Origin of the sequence: Marinobacter salinus, from assembly GCF_001854125.1 — a bacterium.
GTDB lineage: Bacteria > Pseudomonadota > Gammaproteobacteria > Pseudomonadales > Oleiphilaceae > Marinobacter > Marinobacter salinus.
The window spans coordinates 1,929,947-1,944,931 of the sequence record NZ_CP017715.1 but is presented as its reverse complement, the minus strand read 5'-3'; the positions used below and the strand labels follow the sequence as shown (position 1 = coordinate 1,944,931).

13 protein-coding genes are annotated in these 14,985 nt (G+C 53.3%); 12 read left to right on the top strand and 1 reads right to left on the bottom strand.

The window, feature by feature from the left end; translation table 11 throughout:
- Positions 1-36 precede the first annotated feature (36 nt).
- From BKP64_RS08860 to BKP64_RS08810, 11 genes are all read left to right on the top strand, one after another.
- Positions 37-2,424, top strand: coding sequence for an efflux RND transporter permease subunit (locus BKP64_RS08860; protein ID WP_070968678.1), 2,388 nt, complete (start codon positions 37-39; stop codon positions 2,422-2,424).
- Between the two features lie 182 nt (positions 2,425-2,606).
- Complete coding sequence (locus BKP64_RS08855) at positions 2,607-3,590, top strand: TAXI family TRAP transporter solute-binding subunit (RefSeq protein ID WP_070968677.1); 984 nt, start codon at positions 2,607-2,609, stop codon at positions 3,588-3,590.
- A gap of 85 nt (positions 3,591-3,675) precedes the next feature.
- Complete coding sequence (locus tag BKP64_RS08850; protein WP_070968674.1) at positions 3,676-6,276, top strand: TRAP transporter permease; 2,601 nt, start codon at positions 3,676-3,678, stop codon at positions 6,274-6,276.
- A 162-nt stretch (positions 6,277-6,438) separates the two neighbouring features.
- Positions 6,439-8,364 carry a threonine--tRNA ligase gene (thrS, locus tag BKP64_RS08845; protein ID WP_070968671.1) on the top strand — a complete coding sequence of 642 codons (1,926 nt, stop codon included), beginning with the start codon at positions 6,439-6,441 and terminating at the stop codon, positions 8,362-8,364.
- A gap of 2 nt (positions 8,365-8,366) precedes the next feature.
- Complete coding sequence (infC, locus tag BKP64_RS19085; protein WP_083329188.1) at positions 8,367-8,906, top strand: translation initiation factor IF-3; 540 nt, start codon at positions 8,367-8,369, stop codon at positions 8,904-8,906.
- 94 nt (positions 8,907-9,000) lie between these two features.
- Positions 9,001-9,192 carry a 50S ribosomal protein L35 gene (gene rpmI, locus BKP64_RS08835; protein ID WP_007151842.1) on the top strand — a complete coding sequence of 64 codons (192 nt, stop codon included), beginning with the start codon at positions 9,001-9,003 and terminating at the stop codon, positions 9,190-9,192.
- Positions 9,193-9,244: 52 nt separating this feature from the next.
- Positions 9,245-9,598: a 50S ribosomal protein L20 gene (rplT, locus tag BKP64_RS08830; protein ID WP_008170485.1), complete on the top strand. Its 354-nt coding sequence runs from the start codon at positions 9,245-9,247 to the stop codon at positions 9,596-9,598.
- Positions 9,599-9,748: 150 nt separating this feature from the next.
- Entirely contained in the window at positions 9,749-10,747 is a 999-nt protein-coding gene (gene pheS / locus BKP64_RS08825; RefSeq protein ID WP_070968665.1) for a phenylalanine--tRNA ligase subunit alpha, read from the top strand.
- A 60-nt stretch (positions 10,748-10,807) separates the two neighbouring features.
- Positions 10,808-13,180 carry a phenylalanine--tRNA ligase subunit beta gene (gene pheT / locus BKP64_RS08820; protein ID WP_070968662.1) on the top strand — a complete coding sequence of 791 codons (2,373 nt, stop codon included), beginning with the start codon at positions 10,808-10,810 and terminating at the stop codon, positions 13,178-13,180.
- 3 nt (positions 13,181-13,183) lie between these two features.
- On the top strand, positions 13,184-13,486 hold the full coding sequence (gene ihfA, locus BKP64_RS08815) for an integration host factor subunit alpha (RefSeq protein WP_007151838.1): 303 nt from the start codon (positions 13,184-13,186) through the stop codon (positions 13,484-13,486).
- The gene (locus tag BKP64_RS08810; RefSeq protein WP_070968659.1) at positions 13,467-13,832 is read left to right on the top strand and encodes a MerR family transcriptional regulator; all 366 of its coding nucleotides are present in this window, start codon (positions 13,467-13,469) and stop codon (positions 13,830-13,832) included. The genes ihfA and BKP64_RS08810 overlap by 20 nt, the downstream gene beginning before the upstream one ends.
- A gap of 65 nt (positions 13,833-13,897) precedes the next feature.
- On the opposite strand, the gene BKP64_RS08805 is transcribed toward BKP64_RS08810, so the two are convergent.
- Complete coding sequence (locus BKP64_RS08805; RefSeq protein WP_070968656.1) at positions 13,898-14,086, bottom strand: YgaP family membrane protein; 189 nt, start codon at positions 14,084-14,086, stop codon at positions 13,898-13,900.
- 133 nt (positions 14,087-14,219) lie between these two features.
- On the opposite strand from BKP64_RS08805, the gene BKP64_RS08800 reads away from it, so the two are divergent.
- A complete protein-coding gene (locus BKP64_RS08800) occupies positions 14,220-14,837 on the top strand; it encodes a Crp/Fnr family transcriptional regulator (RefSeq protein ID WP_070968653.1) in 618 nt (205 codons plus the stop codon).
- Positions 14,838-14,985 lie beyond the last annotated feature (148 nt).

Genomic DNA, 14,985 nt, shown 5'->3' with positions numbered 1-14,985 from the left:
TGGCAACAATCGAACAGAAAATAGAGGGGCTTTTGAATGTCCAACCCGAAGCATGATAAGGGCGAACATTACCTGACAACTCCAAAGGCAGAGCCGTTTCTTGAACGGGTCATATTCAATAACCGTGCGGTTATCCTGATTGCCTTTTTGCTGTTGACCGTATTTCTCGGCTATAACGCCGTGAAAATTCAGCCGGACGCCAGTTTCGAGCGCATGATACCGCTTGAACATCCGTATATCGTCAACATGCTGGAGCACCGTGAGGATCTCCAGAACCTTGGCAACTTTGTCCGTATTGCGGTTGAGGTAAAAGAGGGCGACATCTTTGCTGAAGATTACATGGAAACCCTCAAGCAGATTACGGATGAGGTCTTCTATCTGAATGGAGTGGATCGATCCGGTCTGAAATCGCTCTGGACGTCAAATGTACGCTGGGTTGAGGTTACCGAGCAGGGATTTCAGGGTGGTACGGTAATCCCGGACAACTACGATGGTTCCTCCGCCACGAGTCTGGAGCAGTTGCGGCAGAATGCGCTGCGCTCCAACGAAGTCGGCCGCCTGATTGCGGATAACTTCAAGTCGACCATTGTGTATGCGCCGCTTTACGAAATTAATCCTGAGACGGGTCAGCCACTCGACTATGGCGAATTCTCCCGTCAGCTTGAAGAGAAGATTCGACAGAAGTACGAAGCTCAGAATCCGAACATTGAGATTCATATTGTCGGCTTTGCCAAGAAGGTCGGTGACCTGATTGAGGGCATCGGATCCATCGCCTGGTTTGCAGGCATCACGATCCTGCTGACGACCTTGCTCCTCTTCTGGTATTCCCGATCCATAACCGGGACCCTCGTACCGGTGTTCACATCCATCATTGCCGTTTTCTGGCAATTGGGTACATTGCGCCTTCTGGGTTATGGCCTGGATCCATATTCGGTTCTGGTTCCTTTCCTTGTTTTCGCGATTGGCATCAGCCACGGGGTACAGATCGTAAACGCGATGGCGGTCGAGGCAGCGAAAGGCTTCGATGCCGTCACTGCCGCCCGTCTTGCGTTCCGGGCTTTGTACATCCCTGGTATGTTGGCGCTCATATCAGATGCGTTCGGTTTCCTGACTCTGATCTTTATCGAGATTGATGTCATTCGTGATCTGGCGGTAGCGGCCGGTATTGGCGTCGCGTTCGTGATTATTACCAATCTGGTTTTGCACGTACTCATTATGTCGTACGTCGGGATTTCCCAAGGTGGTATTCGTCATGTCCAGAACCACGGCGAGAAGCAGGATCGCAAGTGGCGGATTATGTCCTATTTCTCTCATCCCGGGGTTGCGCCGATTTCACTGCTTATCGCGGTGATTGGCCTGGGCCTGGGGCTTTACTATAAGCAGGACCTGAAGGTTGGTGACCTGGATCGCGGTGCACCGGAGTTACGTGCGGATTCCCGATACAATAAAGACAACGCATTCATCATCGACAACTACTCCACCAGTGCCGATGTGCTTGTGGTGATGGTCAAGACTCCTGTGGAGCAGTGCACCCAGTATGAAGTGCTGCGCGCGATGGATGGCCTGCAATGGGAACTGCAGAATACCCCGGGTGTCCAGTCTTCAGCGTCACTTGCGGATGTGTCGAAGATCGTAACCAAGGCGCTCAACGAAGGTAACTGGAAGTGGTATGAAATTTCACGTAACCAGACCATCATCAATGCCTCTATCCGGAGTGCTCCTTCCGGGCTGATCAATACCGATTGCAGCCTGACGCCGGTGCTTGTGTTCCTGGAGGATCACAAGGCGGAGACTCTACAGACAGTCGTTGAGAGAGTTGAGGAGTTTGCTGCCAATAACAGTAACGAGGAGCATACCTTCCTGCTGGGGGCGGGTAACGCCGGTGTCGAATCGGCTACCAATGAGGTCATCTCCAGCGCCAAAAACATGATGCTGATGTTTGTTTACGGTGTGGTGAGTTTGCTTTGTTTGGCTACGTTCCGCTCAATCAGGGCTGTACTCTGTATTGTTGTCCCGCTGGGTCTGACCTCGATTTTGTGTGAGGCAATCATGGCGGTATCCGGTATTGGTATCAAAGTGGCTACACTGCCTGTTATCGCACTCGGTGTGGGCATCGGCGTGGACTATGGTATCTACATCTATTCCAAACTTGAGAAGTACCTGCTGGAAGGCAAGACGCTTCAGGAAGCTTATTTCGAGACATTGCGGTCGACCGGTAAGGCTGTTGTCTTCACGGGCGTCACACTGGGCCTCGGTGTTGTGACCTGGATTTTCTCGCCCATCAAGTTTCAGGCCGATATGGGCTTCCTGCTGTTCTTCATGTTCCTCTGGAACATGGTTGGGGCAATATGGTTGCTGCCCGCCCTGGCGCGCTTCCTGCTGCGTCCTGACCGCATGCTTGCCAAGGCGCGAGCCGCGAAATAAACTTGCCAAGTCGTTCAAAAAAGCCCGCTTTGCGGGCTTTTTTGTTGTTTGGTCAAACGGTTAGCAACATAGCCGATCCTTTATTTCTGATTTGAAGTGGTCTATGTTTTAACGTGAACCAGCAGGTTGTCCTCACAATCTGACAGGCATTTATTCCAATGATTAAAAAAGGAAGGATTCACATGACGTTCAAACAAAAGGTATCCGCTCTCGCCGTTGCCGCAGCGGTGAGCTTTGGTGCTGCATCTACCTCGGTTTCCGCTCAGGAACAGCGTTTTGTAACTATCGGTACTGGTGGTGTGACTGGCGTTTACTACCCGGCGGGTGGGGCGATTTGCCGCCTGGTCAATATGGACCGGAAAGAACATGGTATCCGTTGCTCCGTTGAGAGTACTGGAGGTTCTGTTTATAACCTGAACGCCATTCGTCAGGGTGAGCTTGATCTCGCTGTTGCCCAGTCCGATTGGCAATACCATGCCTACAATGGCACCAGCCAGTTCAAGGACGACGGCGCCAACAAGAAGCTGCGTGCGGTATTCTCTCTGCATCCTGAGCCGTTCACCGTGGTCGCGAGCAAAGGCTCCGGCATCAAGACGTTTGAAGACCTCGAAGGTAAGCGTGTTTCGGTTGGTAACCCCGGTTCGGGTCAGCGCGCCACGGCAGAGGTGCTGATGGACGAAATGGGCTGGACCATGGACAAGTTCTCACTGGCTGCCGAGCTAAAAGCAGCAGAACAGTCTCAGGCGCTGTGTGATGGCAACATTGATGCTTTCTTTTACACTGTTGGTCATCCGTCTGGCTCCATCAAGGAGGCAACCACCTCCTGTGACAGCGTACTGGTAAACGTTGATAATGCTGCAACCCAGAAGCTGATTTCCGACAACCCGTATTACCGGAAAGCGACCATTCCAGGTGGTATGTATCGCGGCAGCGATGAAGACACCACTACATTCGGTGTGGCTGCAACCTTCGTATCTTCCACCGATGTGCCGGAAGAGGTGGTCTATGAAGTTGTCAAAGCTGTGTTCGAAAACTTTGATAGCTTCAAGCGCCTGCACCCCGCATTTGCAAACCTGAAAAAAGAAGAAATGGTGTCTGACGCTCTCAGTGCTCCTCTGCACCCGGGTGCTGCGAAGTACTATAAAGAGGCTGGTCTGATCGACTGATCGGGTTTCGGCTTAAGATGGCCGCGGGCAACCTCTGTCCGCGGCTTTAACTGACCCTCCCGTTTTCCTCTGACAGGATTCAGCTATGAGCAATAGCGACCCGAGAGCCGGAAATGATCCCGACAAGCAGAAAGTCGAAGAAGTTCTTCAGACCGAATCCGGTGGAAGAGCTGCAACTGGCAGTGCCGCCGTCATTCTTTTTATCGTTCCTCTGCTCTGGTCTCTTTTTCAGCTTTGGATAGCCTCACCGCTACCCTATATTTTCGAAATTGGCGTGTTCAACTCGACAGAAGCACGCTCGATTCATTTGGCATTTGCAGCCTTTCTTGCTTTTGCCGCGTTTCCGATGATTCGTGGAAAACATGCTAACCATGTTCCGGTCTATGACTGGATTCTGGCTTTGGCAGCGGCTTTTGCTGCATCTTACCTTTTTATTTTTTATGACCAGCTGGCAACGCGTCCCGGCGCACCAAATATGCAGGACCTGGTTATCGCTCTGGGCGGCCTGGTGCTTTTGCTGGAGGCGACCCGCCGTGCACTGGGGTTGCCCTTGACCATTGTTGCAGCCGTGTTTATTTTCTACTCCCTGGCCGGTCCGTACATGCCGGATGTGATTTCTCACAAAGGGGCGAGCCTGAGCAAGCTGGCATCGCACCAATGGCTGGGCACCGAGGGCGTATTCGGCGTTGCGCTCGGGGTTTCCACGAGCTTCGTGTTCCTGTTCGTTCTCTTCGGCGCTCTGCTTGAGCGCGCCGGTGCCGGTAATTATTTCATTAAAGTGGCCTATGCGATGCTTGGTCACATGCGTGGGGGTCCGGCTAAAGCGGCTGTTGTTTCCAGCGGTCTGAGTGGTGTTATCTCCGGCTCCTCTATTGCGAACGTAGTGACCACCGGAACCTTCACCATACCGTTGATGAAACGGGTTGGTTTTCCGGCCACCAAGGCCGGCGCCGTTGAAGTGGCTGCTTCGACCAACGGGCAGCTGACGCCACCGATCATGGGTGCCGCAGCCTTTCTCATGGTGGAATACGTGGGCATTTCCTACCTTGAGGTGATCAAGCACGCCATTCTTCCCGCCATGATTTCCTATGTGGCTCTGATTTACATCGTTCACCTGGAAGCGTGCAAGCTCAACATGAAAGGCATTGAACGCCTTGACCGGCCAACGCTGGCCCAGCGCATGTTGAACTGGGTCGTGATTGTTCTGGCGCTCAGCGTTCTTACCCTGGTGGTCTACTACGGTATCGGTTGGATGAAGGACTGGCTGGGTTCCGCTGCCATCTGGGTTCTGTCACCGTTGTTGTTGTTGGTTTATGTGGGGCTCGTCGGTTATGCAACCCGCTTCCCGGAACTTGAAGAGGACGATCCCGAGTCGGCAATGGACGAGTTGCCACCGGTCGGGCCGACGGTAAAGACAGGTCTGTATTTTTTGCTGCCGGTTGTGGTGCTGGTCTGGTGCCTTACCGTGGAGCGTTTCTCTCCGCAATTGTCGGCGTTCTGGGCAACCGTGTTCATGATTTTTATCGTGATTACCCAGGGGCCACTCAAAGCCTTCTTCTATAAGCAAGGCAACTACGTTGCGGGCCTGAAGCAGGGTGTGATTGACCTTGCTCACTCCCTGGTGACGGGGGCCAGAAACATGGTGGGCATTGGCGTCGCGACAGCTACCGCGGGTATCGTGGTAGGCACGGTCACGCTTACAGGTATCGGCCTGGTGATGACTCAGTTTGTCGAGTTTATTTCCGGCGGCAATCTGTTACTCATGCTGATCTTCACTGCCATTATAAGTCTCATCCTCGGTATGGGGCTTCCGACAACTGCGAACTACATCGTGGTGTCGACGTTAATGGCGCCCGTTATCGTGACACTGGGCGCGGCCAACGGCCTTCTCGTTCCTCTGATAGCGGTCCACCTCTTTGTGTTCTATTTCGGTATTCTTGCGGATGATACGCCGCCGGTGGGGCTCGCCGCCTATGCGGCGGCGGCGATATCCGGGGCTGACCCGATACGAACGGGGGTGCAGGGTTTCACTTACGACATCCGTACTGCCATTCTGCCGTTCATGTTCATCTTCAATACCCAGTTGTTGCTGATCGGTCTGACGGGCTGGTTTGACCTGCTGGTGACGATTTTCAGCGCGGTGACGGCGATGCTGGTCTTTTCGGCGGCAACTCAGGGCTATTGGTTCACGAAGACCCGCTGGTGGGAAACTGCTCTGTTGTTGCTGATTACCTTCACCCTGTTTCGGCCTGGTTTCTGGTGGGACATGGTGTATCCGCCTACGGAAGACCGGCCGGGTTCCGAGGTGCTGGAATATGTTGATAAGGTTCCTGCCGATGAACCTATTATTATTCGGGCATCCGGTATGTCCATAGACGGAGAGGAGGTCTCGAAGTACCTCAGGTTGCCGTTGCCTGCTGCGGAGACGCCGGCTCAGCGCCTGGCGGAGGCGGGCCTGGAAGTGTCCGCCCAAGGTGAGGAGATGGTTGTGGATTTCGTAAACTTCGGAAGCGTGGCCGAGCAGGCCGGCATCAGTTTCGGCTGGACCATCGATAAGGTCCAGGTGGAAAAGGATCGCCCACCAAAGGAACTCGCTTTCATTCCTGCGTTGATACTGCTGGCATTCCTGGCATTCGGGCAGCTCCGACGTAAAGAGCGCGAGGACGCCGTTGCGGAGCCCGCATGATCTGTAATGGCTGATTGGAGGCTCTGAAAAACCCGGCATTAACCTGCCGGGTTTTTTTCTGGTAGACTCCCGTTCGAACCGGCCCGTGGTTTGTGTCCCGGAATGCCGTCACCAAGTGATCTCTGGTATAGATCACCGCTGAGCAACCAACTGGAGTTTTTCATGCCCGTCGTAACCTTGCCGGATGGCAGCCATCGCAGTTTTGCAGAACCCGTAACCGTCCATGACGTTGCCGCCGACATTGGCGCAGGCCTTGCCAAGGCCGCACTTGCCGGTCGTGTGAACGGAACGCTGGTGGATACCAGCTACCGCATTGAAGATGATACCGAGCTGGCGATTGTTACCGATCGCGATGAAGACGGCGTGGATATCATCCGGCACTCTACTGCCCACCTGTTGGCGATGGCGGTAAAGGAGCTGTTTCCGGAGGCGCAGGTTACTATCGGGCCTGTCATCGACAACGGCTTTTACTACGACTTCAAGTTCGACCGCCCGTTTACCAACGAGGACCTGGCCCGGATCGAGAAACGCATGGAAGAAATCTCCAAACAGGATATTCCGGTTTCCCGTTCCGTGCTCTCCCGTGATGAGGCAGTAAAGCTGTTTGATGAGATGGGTGAAGAGTACAAGGTCCGGATTATTGAGGATATACCGGGTGATGAGGATCTGTCCTTCTATCGGCAGGGTGATTTTATCGACCTCTGTCGCGGCCCCCATGTTCCCAGTACTGGCAAGCTGAAGGCGTTTAAACTGACCAAGGTCGCAGGCGCGTATTGGCGTGGCGATACCAGTAACGAGCAGTTGCAGCGTGTTTACGGTACAGCCTGGGGCAGCAAGAAGGATCTCAAGGCCTATCTGCATCGTCTGGAAGAAGCTGAAAAGCGTGATCACCGCAAAGTGGGCAAGAAGCTCAACCTCTTCCACATGCAGGAAGAAGCACCGGGGATGGTGTTCTGGCACCCCGACGGCTGGTCGCTTTACCAGGAAATTGAGCAGTACATGCGCCGCAAGCAGCAGGAGCATGGCTACAAGGAAATCAAGACGCCCCAGGTGGTGTCTCGTACCTTGTGGGAAAAGTCCGGCCACTGGGACAAGTTCAAGGATGACATGTTCACTACGGAGTCGGAAAAGCACGACTACGCCATCAAGCCCATGAACTGTCCTTGCCACGTTCAGGTCTTTAATCAGGGTCTCAAGAGTTACAAGGATCTTCCCCTGAGGCTCGCAGAGTTCGGTTCCTGCCACCGCAACGAGGCCTCCGGTGCTCTCCACGGCCTGATGCGTGTTCGCGGGTTTACCCAGGACGATGCGCATATCTTCTGCGAAGAGGACGCGATCCAGAAGGAAGTGTCGGCCTTTATCGAGATGCTGCACGAAATTTACACGGATTTCGGGTTTACCGACATTCTCTACAAGCTGTCTACCCGTCCTGAAAAGCGCGTAGGTTCTGATGAAGTCTGGGACAAGGCCGAAGCTGCCCTGGAAGAGGCACTCAATCGCGAGGGTGTTGATTGGGAATTGCTGCCGGGTGAGGGGGCTTTTTACGGGCCGAAAATTGAGTTTTCACTGAAAGACTGTATCGGCCGGGTATGGCAATGTGGCACTATTCAGGTGGATTTCTCCATGCCGGGTCGCTTGGGGGCCCAATATGTGGCAGATAATTCTGAGCGTAAAACGCCGGTAATGCTTCACAGGGCCGTGCTGGGTTCTTTTGAGCGTTTCATTGGTATTCTGATCGAAGAATACGAGGGCGCGTTTCCGACCTGGTTGGCGCCGACTCAGGTTGCAATCCTGAATATCACCGACAATCAGCGTGAATATTGTCAGAATCTGGCGAAAAAGTTGGATTCTTTGGGCTTCAGGGTTAATGCTGACTTGAGAAACGAGAAGATCGGCTTTAAAATCCGCGAGCATACTCTTAACAAGGTTCCCTACCTTGTCGTTGTCGGCGATAAAGAAGTCGACAACAACGCCGTTGCGGTGAGAACCCGCAAAGGCGAAGATTTGGGAACACTATCGCTTGAAGCGTTCGAACATCTTTTGCAGAAAGATGTTGAACGTAAAGGCAAAACAAAGACGGAGATCTAATTATTAAACAGCGAGCGAATCGGGGTGGGCGTACACCAAAGGCGCCGATCAATGAGAATATTGACGCAACCGAAGTCCGACTCATCGATGCCGAAGGCAATCAGGTCGGTGTAGTACCAATTGAGGACGCCATTAAGCAAGCTGAAGAGGCGTCTCTTGACCTGGTCCAGGTTACGGATTCCGATCCGATCGTCTGTAAGATAATGGACTACGGCAAGAAAATCTTCGACGAGAAGAAGGCGAAAGCGGCTGCCAAGAAAAAGCAGAAGCAGACGCAAGTCAAAGAGCTTAAGTTCCGACCAGGAACTGAAGAAGGGGATTATCAGGTCAAACTACGCAACCTGGTACGTTTCCTTGAAAACGGGGACCGCGGCAAGATCACTATTCGCTTCCGTGGGCGTGAGATGGCACACCAGGAAATCGGTATGAAGCTCATGTCCCGCATAGAAACGGATATTGAGGAGCTGGCAACGGTTGAGATGCGGCCGAAAATGGAAGGCCGGCAGATGACCATGATTGTGGCGCCCCGAAAAAAGAAGTGAACCTGATCGGGTGATGATCCCCCGCGACTGCGGGGGATTTGTCGTTCAGGGACACATTTGTTGTTCTTAAAAATAGAATGCGGAGTTTTAAAAAATGCCTAAGATGAAAACCAAAAGCGGAGCTACCAAACGGTTCAAGAAAACCGCCACTGGCTTCAAGCACAAGCAGTCCTTCACCAGTCATATCTTGACCAAGAAGAGCCCCAAGCGTAAGCGTCAGCTCCGTGGTACCAAGCTGATTGCCAAGTCTGATGTGGCTTCCATCAAGCGTATGACCGCGTGCTAAGCAGCGCGCTGATTATTCCTGCAAAGGTTTATTAAGGTAGAAGGATTAAAGTATGGCTCGTGTTAAACGTGGTGTGGTCGCACGCCGTCGTCACAAAAAGATTCTCAATCAGGCCAAAGGTTACTACGGTGCTCGTAGCCGTGTATTCCGTGTAGCCAAGCAAGCGGTTATCAAGGCCGGTCAGTACGCTTACCGCGACCGTCGTAACCGCAAGCGTGCTTTCCGCGCTCTGTGGATTGCCCGTATCAACGCTGGCGCGCGTGCTAACGGTCTCTCGTACAGCCGTCTGATCGCTGGTCTGAAAAAGGCTAACGTAGAAATCGATCGTAAGGTTCTGGCCGATCTGGCCATGAACGAGCAGCAGGCTTTTGCCGCTGTCGTCGAGAAAGCCAAAGCATCTCTGTGATCGCTTAAGCTCTTCATCGATTGATGATCGATCCGGGCGCCCCATGGAAACGTGGTGGCGCCTCCTGATAGGGGAAGGGCACGCTCTTCCCCTATTTTTGTTTTCAGAATTCGTTTTTAGTACTCCCATTTCTGGTTTGGAGCAGGGTCAATGGAAAACCTGGAGCAATTGGTTCAGGACGGGTTGGCTGCGGTAGACAAAGCCGACAGCTTGCAAGCGCTTGATCAAATTCGTGTTGAGTACCTTGGTAAAAAGGGTGTGATCACCCAGCAGGCAAAAACACTGGGTAAGCTTTCCGCCGAGGAGCGTCCCGCTGCAGGCCAGAAAATTAATGAAGCCAAGGGACAGGTTGAAAAAGCCATAAATGCACGCCGTGAGAATCTGGAGCGTGCGGCAATCGAGCAGAAGCTGGCGAGTGAATCCATTGATGTCACGCTTCCGGGGCGTGGTCAGGATCTGGGCGGGCTGCATCCGGTGACCCGAACCCTGCAACGCATCGAACAGTTTTTTTCCCGGGCTGGCTACACGGTCGAGCAGGGGCCTGAAATTGAAGACGATTATCATAATTTCGAGGCGTTAAATATTCCCGGCCATCACCCGGCCCGCGCCATGCACGATACCTTCTATTTCAACCCGGGAACCCTGCTGCGTACCCATACCTCTCCGGTACAGATTCGCACCATGGAGGCGGGCAAGCCGCCATTCCGAATGATTTGCCCCGGTCGGGTATACCGGTGCGATTCTGACATGACCCATACTCCGATGTTTCACCAGGTAGAAGGGCTTCTGGTCGAGAAGAACGTCAGCTTTGCAGATCTCAAGAGCACAGTGGAAGAATTCCTGCGGGTGTTTTTTGAGAGGGATCTGCAGGTGCGCTTCCGCCCTTCCTATTTCCCCTTCACCGAACCCTCTGCCGAGGTGGATATCGAGTGGGGCCGTGAAGCAGATGGCAGCATCAAATGGCTGGAAGTCATGGGATGCGGCATGGTGCATCCGAAAGTGTTTGATTATTGCGGTATTGATGCCGAAGAGTACCGTGGCTTTGCGTTTGGGCTTGGTGTTGAACGCCTGGCCATGCTTCGTTACGGGGTGAACGACCTGCGCATGTTCTTTGAGAATGACTTGCGCTTCCTGCGCCAGTTCCGTTAATCCGGCGTTATACGGCGATCAAATCAACAGGCGAAACCGCATCAGGACAAGGCAAGAATCATGAAATTCAGTGAACAGTGGCTGCGCGAGTGGGTAAATCCGGCAATCGGAACCCAGGAATTGATAGACCAGATTACCATGGCCGGTCTGGAAGTGGATGGCTTTGAGCCGGTAGCCGGCCAATTCAGCGGTGTGGTTGTCGGAGAGGTGAAATCCGTTGAGTCACATCCGGACGCTGACAAACTGAGGGTTTGCCAGGTCAGCGATGGCGATCAAACCGTTCAGGTGGTCTGCGGCGCGCCTAATGTTCGCACTGGTCTCAAGGTACCGTTTGCGGTTGTGGGCGCTGTCTTGCCTGGCGACTTTAAAATCAAAAAGGCTAAGCTCCGTGGCCAGCCTTCGGAAGGCATGCTCTGCTCGGAATCGGAATTGGGTCTGTCCGATAATCATGACGGTCTGATGGAGCTTCCGGCCGATGCGCCTGTTGGTCAGGATGTTGCTGATTACCTGAAGCTCAATGATGTCACCATCGATGTGGATTTGACGCCGAATCGGAGCGACTGCCTCTCGATCAAGGGTATTGCCCGCGAAGTCGGTGTTCTGAACAGTATGTTGGTGACCGCCCCGGCGTTTCCAGCAGCCGAGGCTGTACACTCGGAAGTGCCGGATATTCGGGTTGAGGCTCCGGCGGGTTGTCCCCGGTATCTGGGCCGTATCCTGCGGAATGTGAATTTGCAGGCAGAATCCCCCTTGTGGATGCAGGAAAAGCTGCGTCGTTCCGGCATTCGGTCCATTGATGCCGCCGTTGATGTAACCAACTATGTCATGCTCGAGCTGGGGCAGCCCATGCATGCTTTTGATCGCCATGAGATTGAGGGTGGAATTGTGGTCAGGATGGCGAGCGCTGGTGAAAAGCTCGTTTTGCTGGATGGCCAGGAAGTCGAACTGACGAACCAGACCCTCATTATTGCGGATCATGCAAAGCCAATTGCGATTGCTGGCGTCATGGGTGGGGAGCACTCCGGGGTTAGCGAAAAAACCCGTGATCTTGTGCTTGAATCGGCCTTCTTTGACCCGATTACGCTTGCGGGCAAAGCGCGGCACTATGGTCTTCACACCGATGCCTCCCATCGCTTTGAGCGTGGCGTGGACTATCAATTGGCCCGCGAAGCAATGGAACGCGCGACTCAGCTGTTAATGGACATTGTGGGAGGTGAGCCCGGCGAAATTGTTGAGGTCGCCAGCGAGGAGTATTTGCCACAGAGCAAGACTATTTCGCTTCGTTCGCAGCGCTTGACGGATGTTCTCGGTCTTGAAATCGACCGAACGACGGTCGAAGAGATTCTGACCAGGCTGGGCCTCCATATTGATAAGCTGCTCAAGGGAGGCTGGCTGGTCAGTGTTCCCAGTTTCCGTCCTGATATTTCCATAGAAGAAGACCTGATAGAAGAAGTTGGCCGGATTTATGGTTACAACAACCTGCCAGTGACCGAGCCTACAGGATTGCTCGGTTTGCGATTGCAGGAAGAAGCGACTCGTCCTGTGGCTGCAATTCGCAATTTCTTTGTTGATCATGGTTACCAGGAGGCTATTACTTACAGCTTCGTGGATCCCGATGTTCAACGGCTGGTTGATCCCGATCGCGAGGGTATTGCCCTTGCCAATCCGATTTCGGCGGACCTCTCGGTGATGCGGACGAGCCTGTGGAGCGGGCTTCTGAAAACGGTAGCCTATAATCAGAACCGCCAGCAGCCACGCATTCGTTTGTTCGAGACAGGCCTCCGGTTCGTAAGAGAAGGTGACCGAATTGATCAGCGGCAAATGCTGTCTGGGGTCGTGGTTGGCTCTCAATATCCGGAAAACTGGGTAAACGGTCGCAGAACTGCCGATTTCTTTGATGTAAAAGGGGAGTTGGAAAGCCTTTTCAGCCTGCTTGGCGTTGAAATTCAGTTCGTTGGTAGCAAGCATCCGGCCTTACACCCGGGCCAGACGGCGGAACTGCTGCGGGATGGTGAACATGTCGGCTGGCTGGGCACATTGCATCCACAAGTTCAGAAAAATCTGGAACTTAATGGCACGATCCTGATGTTTGAGCTATTCTTGAATTCAATCGTTACCGGATATGTGCCTAATTTCAAAGAAATTTCAAAATTCCCGGAAGTTCGCCGGGATTTGGCTATCATTATCGGAAGCGAGGTTACGTTTGCCGATGTCGAGCGTGTGGCCAGAAAGCACGCGGGTGAGCGGTTGACAGCGTTGCGTGTGTTTGATGTGTACGAAGGAGAGAGCCTGGGGGAGGGTAACCGAAGCCTGGCCTTGAGCCTTTTCTGGCAGCACTCTGAACGTACGTTGAACGAAGATGAAGTACATTCGCTCTTCAACGGCGTGATTGACGCATTAAAAGAAGAGCTGGGGGCAATACTGAGGAGTTGAGACATGGCGGCTTTGACGAAAGCGGAAATGGCAGAGCGGTTGTATGAGGAGTTGGGCCTGAACAAACGCGAAGCCAAGGAAATGGTAGAAGCCTTTTTCGACGAGATCAGAGGTGCGCTCAGCCACAACGAACAGGTGAAGTTATCCGGGTTTGGTAACTTCGACCTGCGTGACAAGAAACAGCGGCCAGGACGTAACCCCAAAACGGGTGAAGAAATTCCGATCAGTGCACGGCGTGTTGTTACGTTTCGCCCAGGACAAAAACTAAAACAGAAAGTAGAAGCGTATGCTGGAACCCAGTCATAACAACGAACTTCCCGCGATTCCGGGGAAACGCTATTTCACTATTGGTGAAGTGGCGGACCTGTGTGCGGTCAAGGCCCATGTATTGCGATACTGGGAACAGGAGTTTCCGCAGTTGTCGCCGGTTAAGCGTCGCGGCAACCGCCGCTATTATCAGCGCGCAGACGTTATCACCATCCGCCAGATTCGAAGTCTACTGTACGATCAGGGCTATACTATCGGTGGCGCCAAGCAGAAGCTGAGTAGCCATGAGGTTAAAGACGACACATCCCAGTACAAGCAGTTGATCCGTCAGATGATTACCGAGCTGGAAGAAGTGTTGGATGTGCTGAACGCGCCTGTAAAATAGCCGGGTTTACGAACAAAAAAAGCCGAATTGGCGGAAGCCACTTCGGCTTTTTTGTGCCTGCTAGCCTACTGCTTCTTGCAGGTTTTGATGCCCAGTATAGAGTACGCTGGGCAGATTCCGACCAATGCTGTTGCCAGTGGCACGATGCCGATCCAGCCCCAAGGTGTCTGAGGTCCGACGAACACCAGTGCAAGAAGCACAATGCCGATGATGGCGCGGATGATTCGATCTGTTGATCCCATATTGATGCTCATAATCCATTCTCCTTTATTGGCATGAGGCGACAATACCAATTCTAACGCCTGCCCTCCGGTTCGTTCAGTGATAAAGTCACACAAGGCATGATATTGCCAATACCTGTTCTATTACCTGCTTATGGGAAGGTTGATGTTGCACCACAGTATTCTCGACGCACTGCCTGAGGATCTTCGCGCGGAGACCCTGAGCGGGTTACCGACCATGCGCTTTGAGCATGGAAAGATCCTTTTCCGGGCCGGGGATCCATGCCAGGGACTGCCTCTTGTACTCAACGGTACCGTCAAGGTTCAGATGACTGGCGTATCTGGCAACAGCATTGTGCTATATCGCATGGGCTCCGATGACATTTGCACCCTTTCGATCGGCTGCTTGATGACCGGTCACGGTTATCGGGCGGAAGCGGTTGTCGAGGACAGCGCTGAGGCGGCTATGTTGCCCAGGGGGTTATTCGATCGTCTGATGGCTCAGTCTGCGAGTTTCCGGCTGGGCATTATGGCGTCCTACGGCCACCGTCTGGATGACTTGATGCTGCTGGTGGAGGAGGTGGCGTTTCGGCGAATGGACGAGCGCCTTGAGCGCTGGCTTGAAGCGCGGGCCGGGCAAGGATCCATTGCAATTACTCATCAAGAGCTGGCTGTTGAGCTTGGCACTGCCAGAGAAGTGATCAGTCGGTTGCTGAAAGAGCTGGAGCGTCGTGGAAAACTCAGACTGTCCCGTGGTCGAATAACTTTCCCGCCAATGGCCTGAGGGCAAAATTAAAGTCGCCTTATGGTCCGTTTGGGTGGTTGTGCCGGTGGTTAAATGGCAGTAAAAAACAATGGAAATGCAGCATCAATGCCGTCAGGGTTGAGCTGTTGGCAAATGATCGGGGACGCCTGGATGCGCTCAAGATGAC

Bases quoted from the DNA above. Each gene is read 5' to 3' on its own strand.
- rpmI (WP_007151842.1), top strand. From the start codon at position 9,001: ATGCCTAAGATGAAAACCAAAAGCGGAGCTACCAAACGGTTCAAGAAA.
- BKP64_RS08850 (WP_070968674.1), top strand. From the start codon at position 3,676: ATGAGCAATAGCGACCCGAGAGCCGGAAATGATCCCGACAAGCAGAAA.
- BKP64_RS08800 (WP_070968653.1), top strand. From the start codon at position 14,220: ATGTTGCACCACAGTATTCTCGACGCACTGCCTGAGGATCTTCGCGCG.
- pheS (WP_070968665.1), top strand. From the start codon at position 9,749: ATGGAAAACCTGGAGCAATTGGTTCAGGACGGGTTGGCTGCGGTAGAC.
- BKP64_RS08855 (WP_070968677.1), top strand. From the start codon at position 2,607: ATGACGTTCAAACAAAAGGTATCCGCTCTCGCCGTTGCCGCAGCGGTG.
- BKP64_RS08810 (WP_070968659.1), top strand. From the start codon at position 13,467: ATGCTGGAACCCAGTCATAACAACGAACTTCCCGCGATTCCGGGGAAA.
- BKP64_RS08805 (WP_070968656.1), bottom strand. From the start codon at position 14,086: ATGAGCATCAATATGGGATCAACAGATCGAATCATCCGCGCCATCATC.
- thrS (WP_070968671.1), top strand. From the start codon at position 6,439: ATGCCCGTCGTAACCTTGCCGGATGGCAGCCATCGCAGTTTTGCAGAA.
- rplT (WP_008170485.1), top strand. From the start codon at position 9,245: ATGGCTCGTGTTAAACGTGGTGTGGTCGCACGCCGTCGTCACAAAAAG.
- ihfA (WP_007151838.1), top strand. From the start codon at position 13,184: ATGGCGGCTTTGACGAAAGCGGAAATGGCAGAGCGGTTGTATGAGGAG.
- pheT (WP_070968662.1), top strand. From the start codon at position 10,808: ATGAAATTCAGTGAACAGTGGCTGCGCGAGTGGGTAAATCCGGCAATC.
- BKP64_RS08860 (WP_070968678.1), top strand. From the start codon at position 37: ATGTCCAACCCGAAGCATGATAAGGGCGAACATTACCTGACAACTCCA.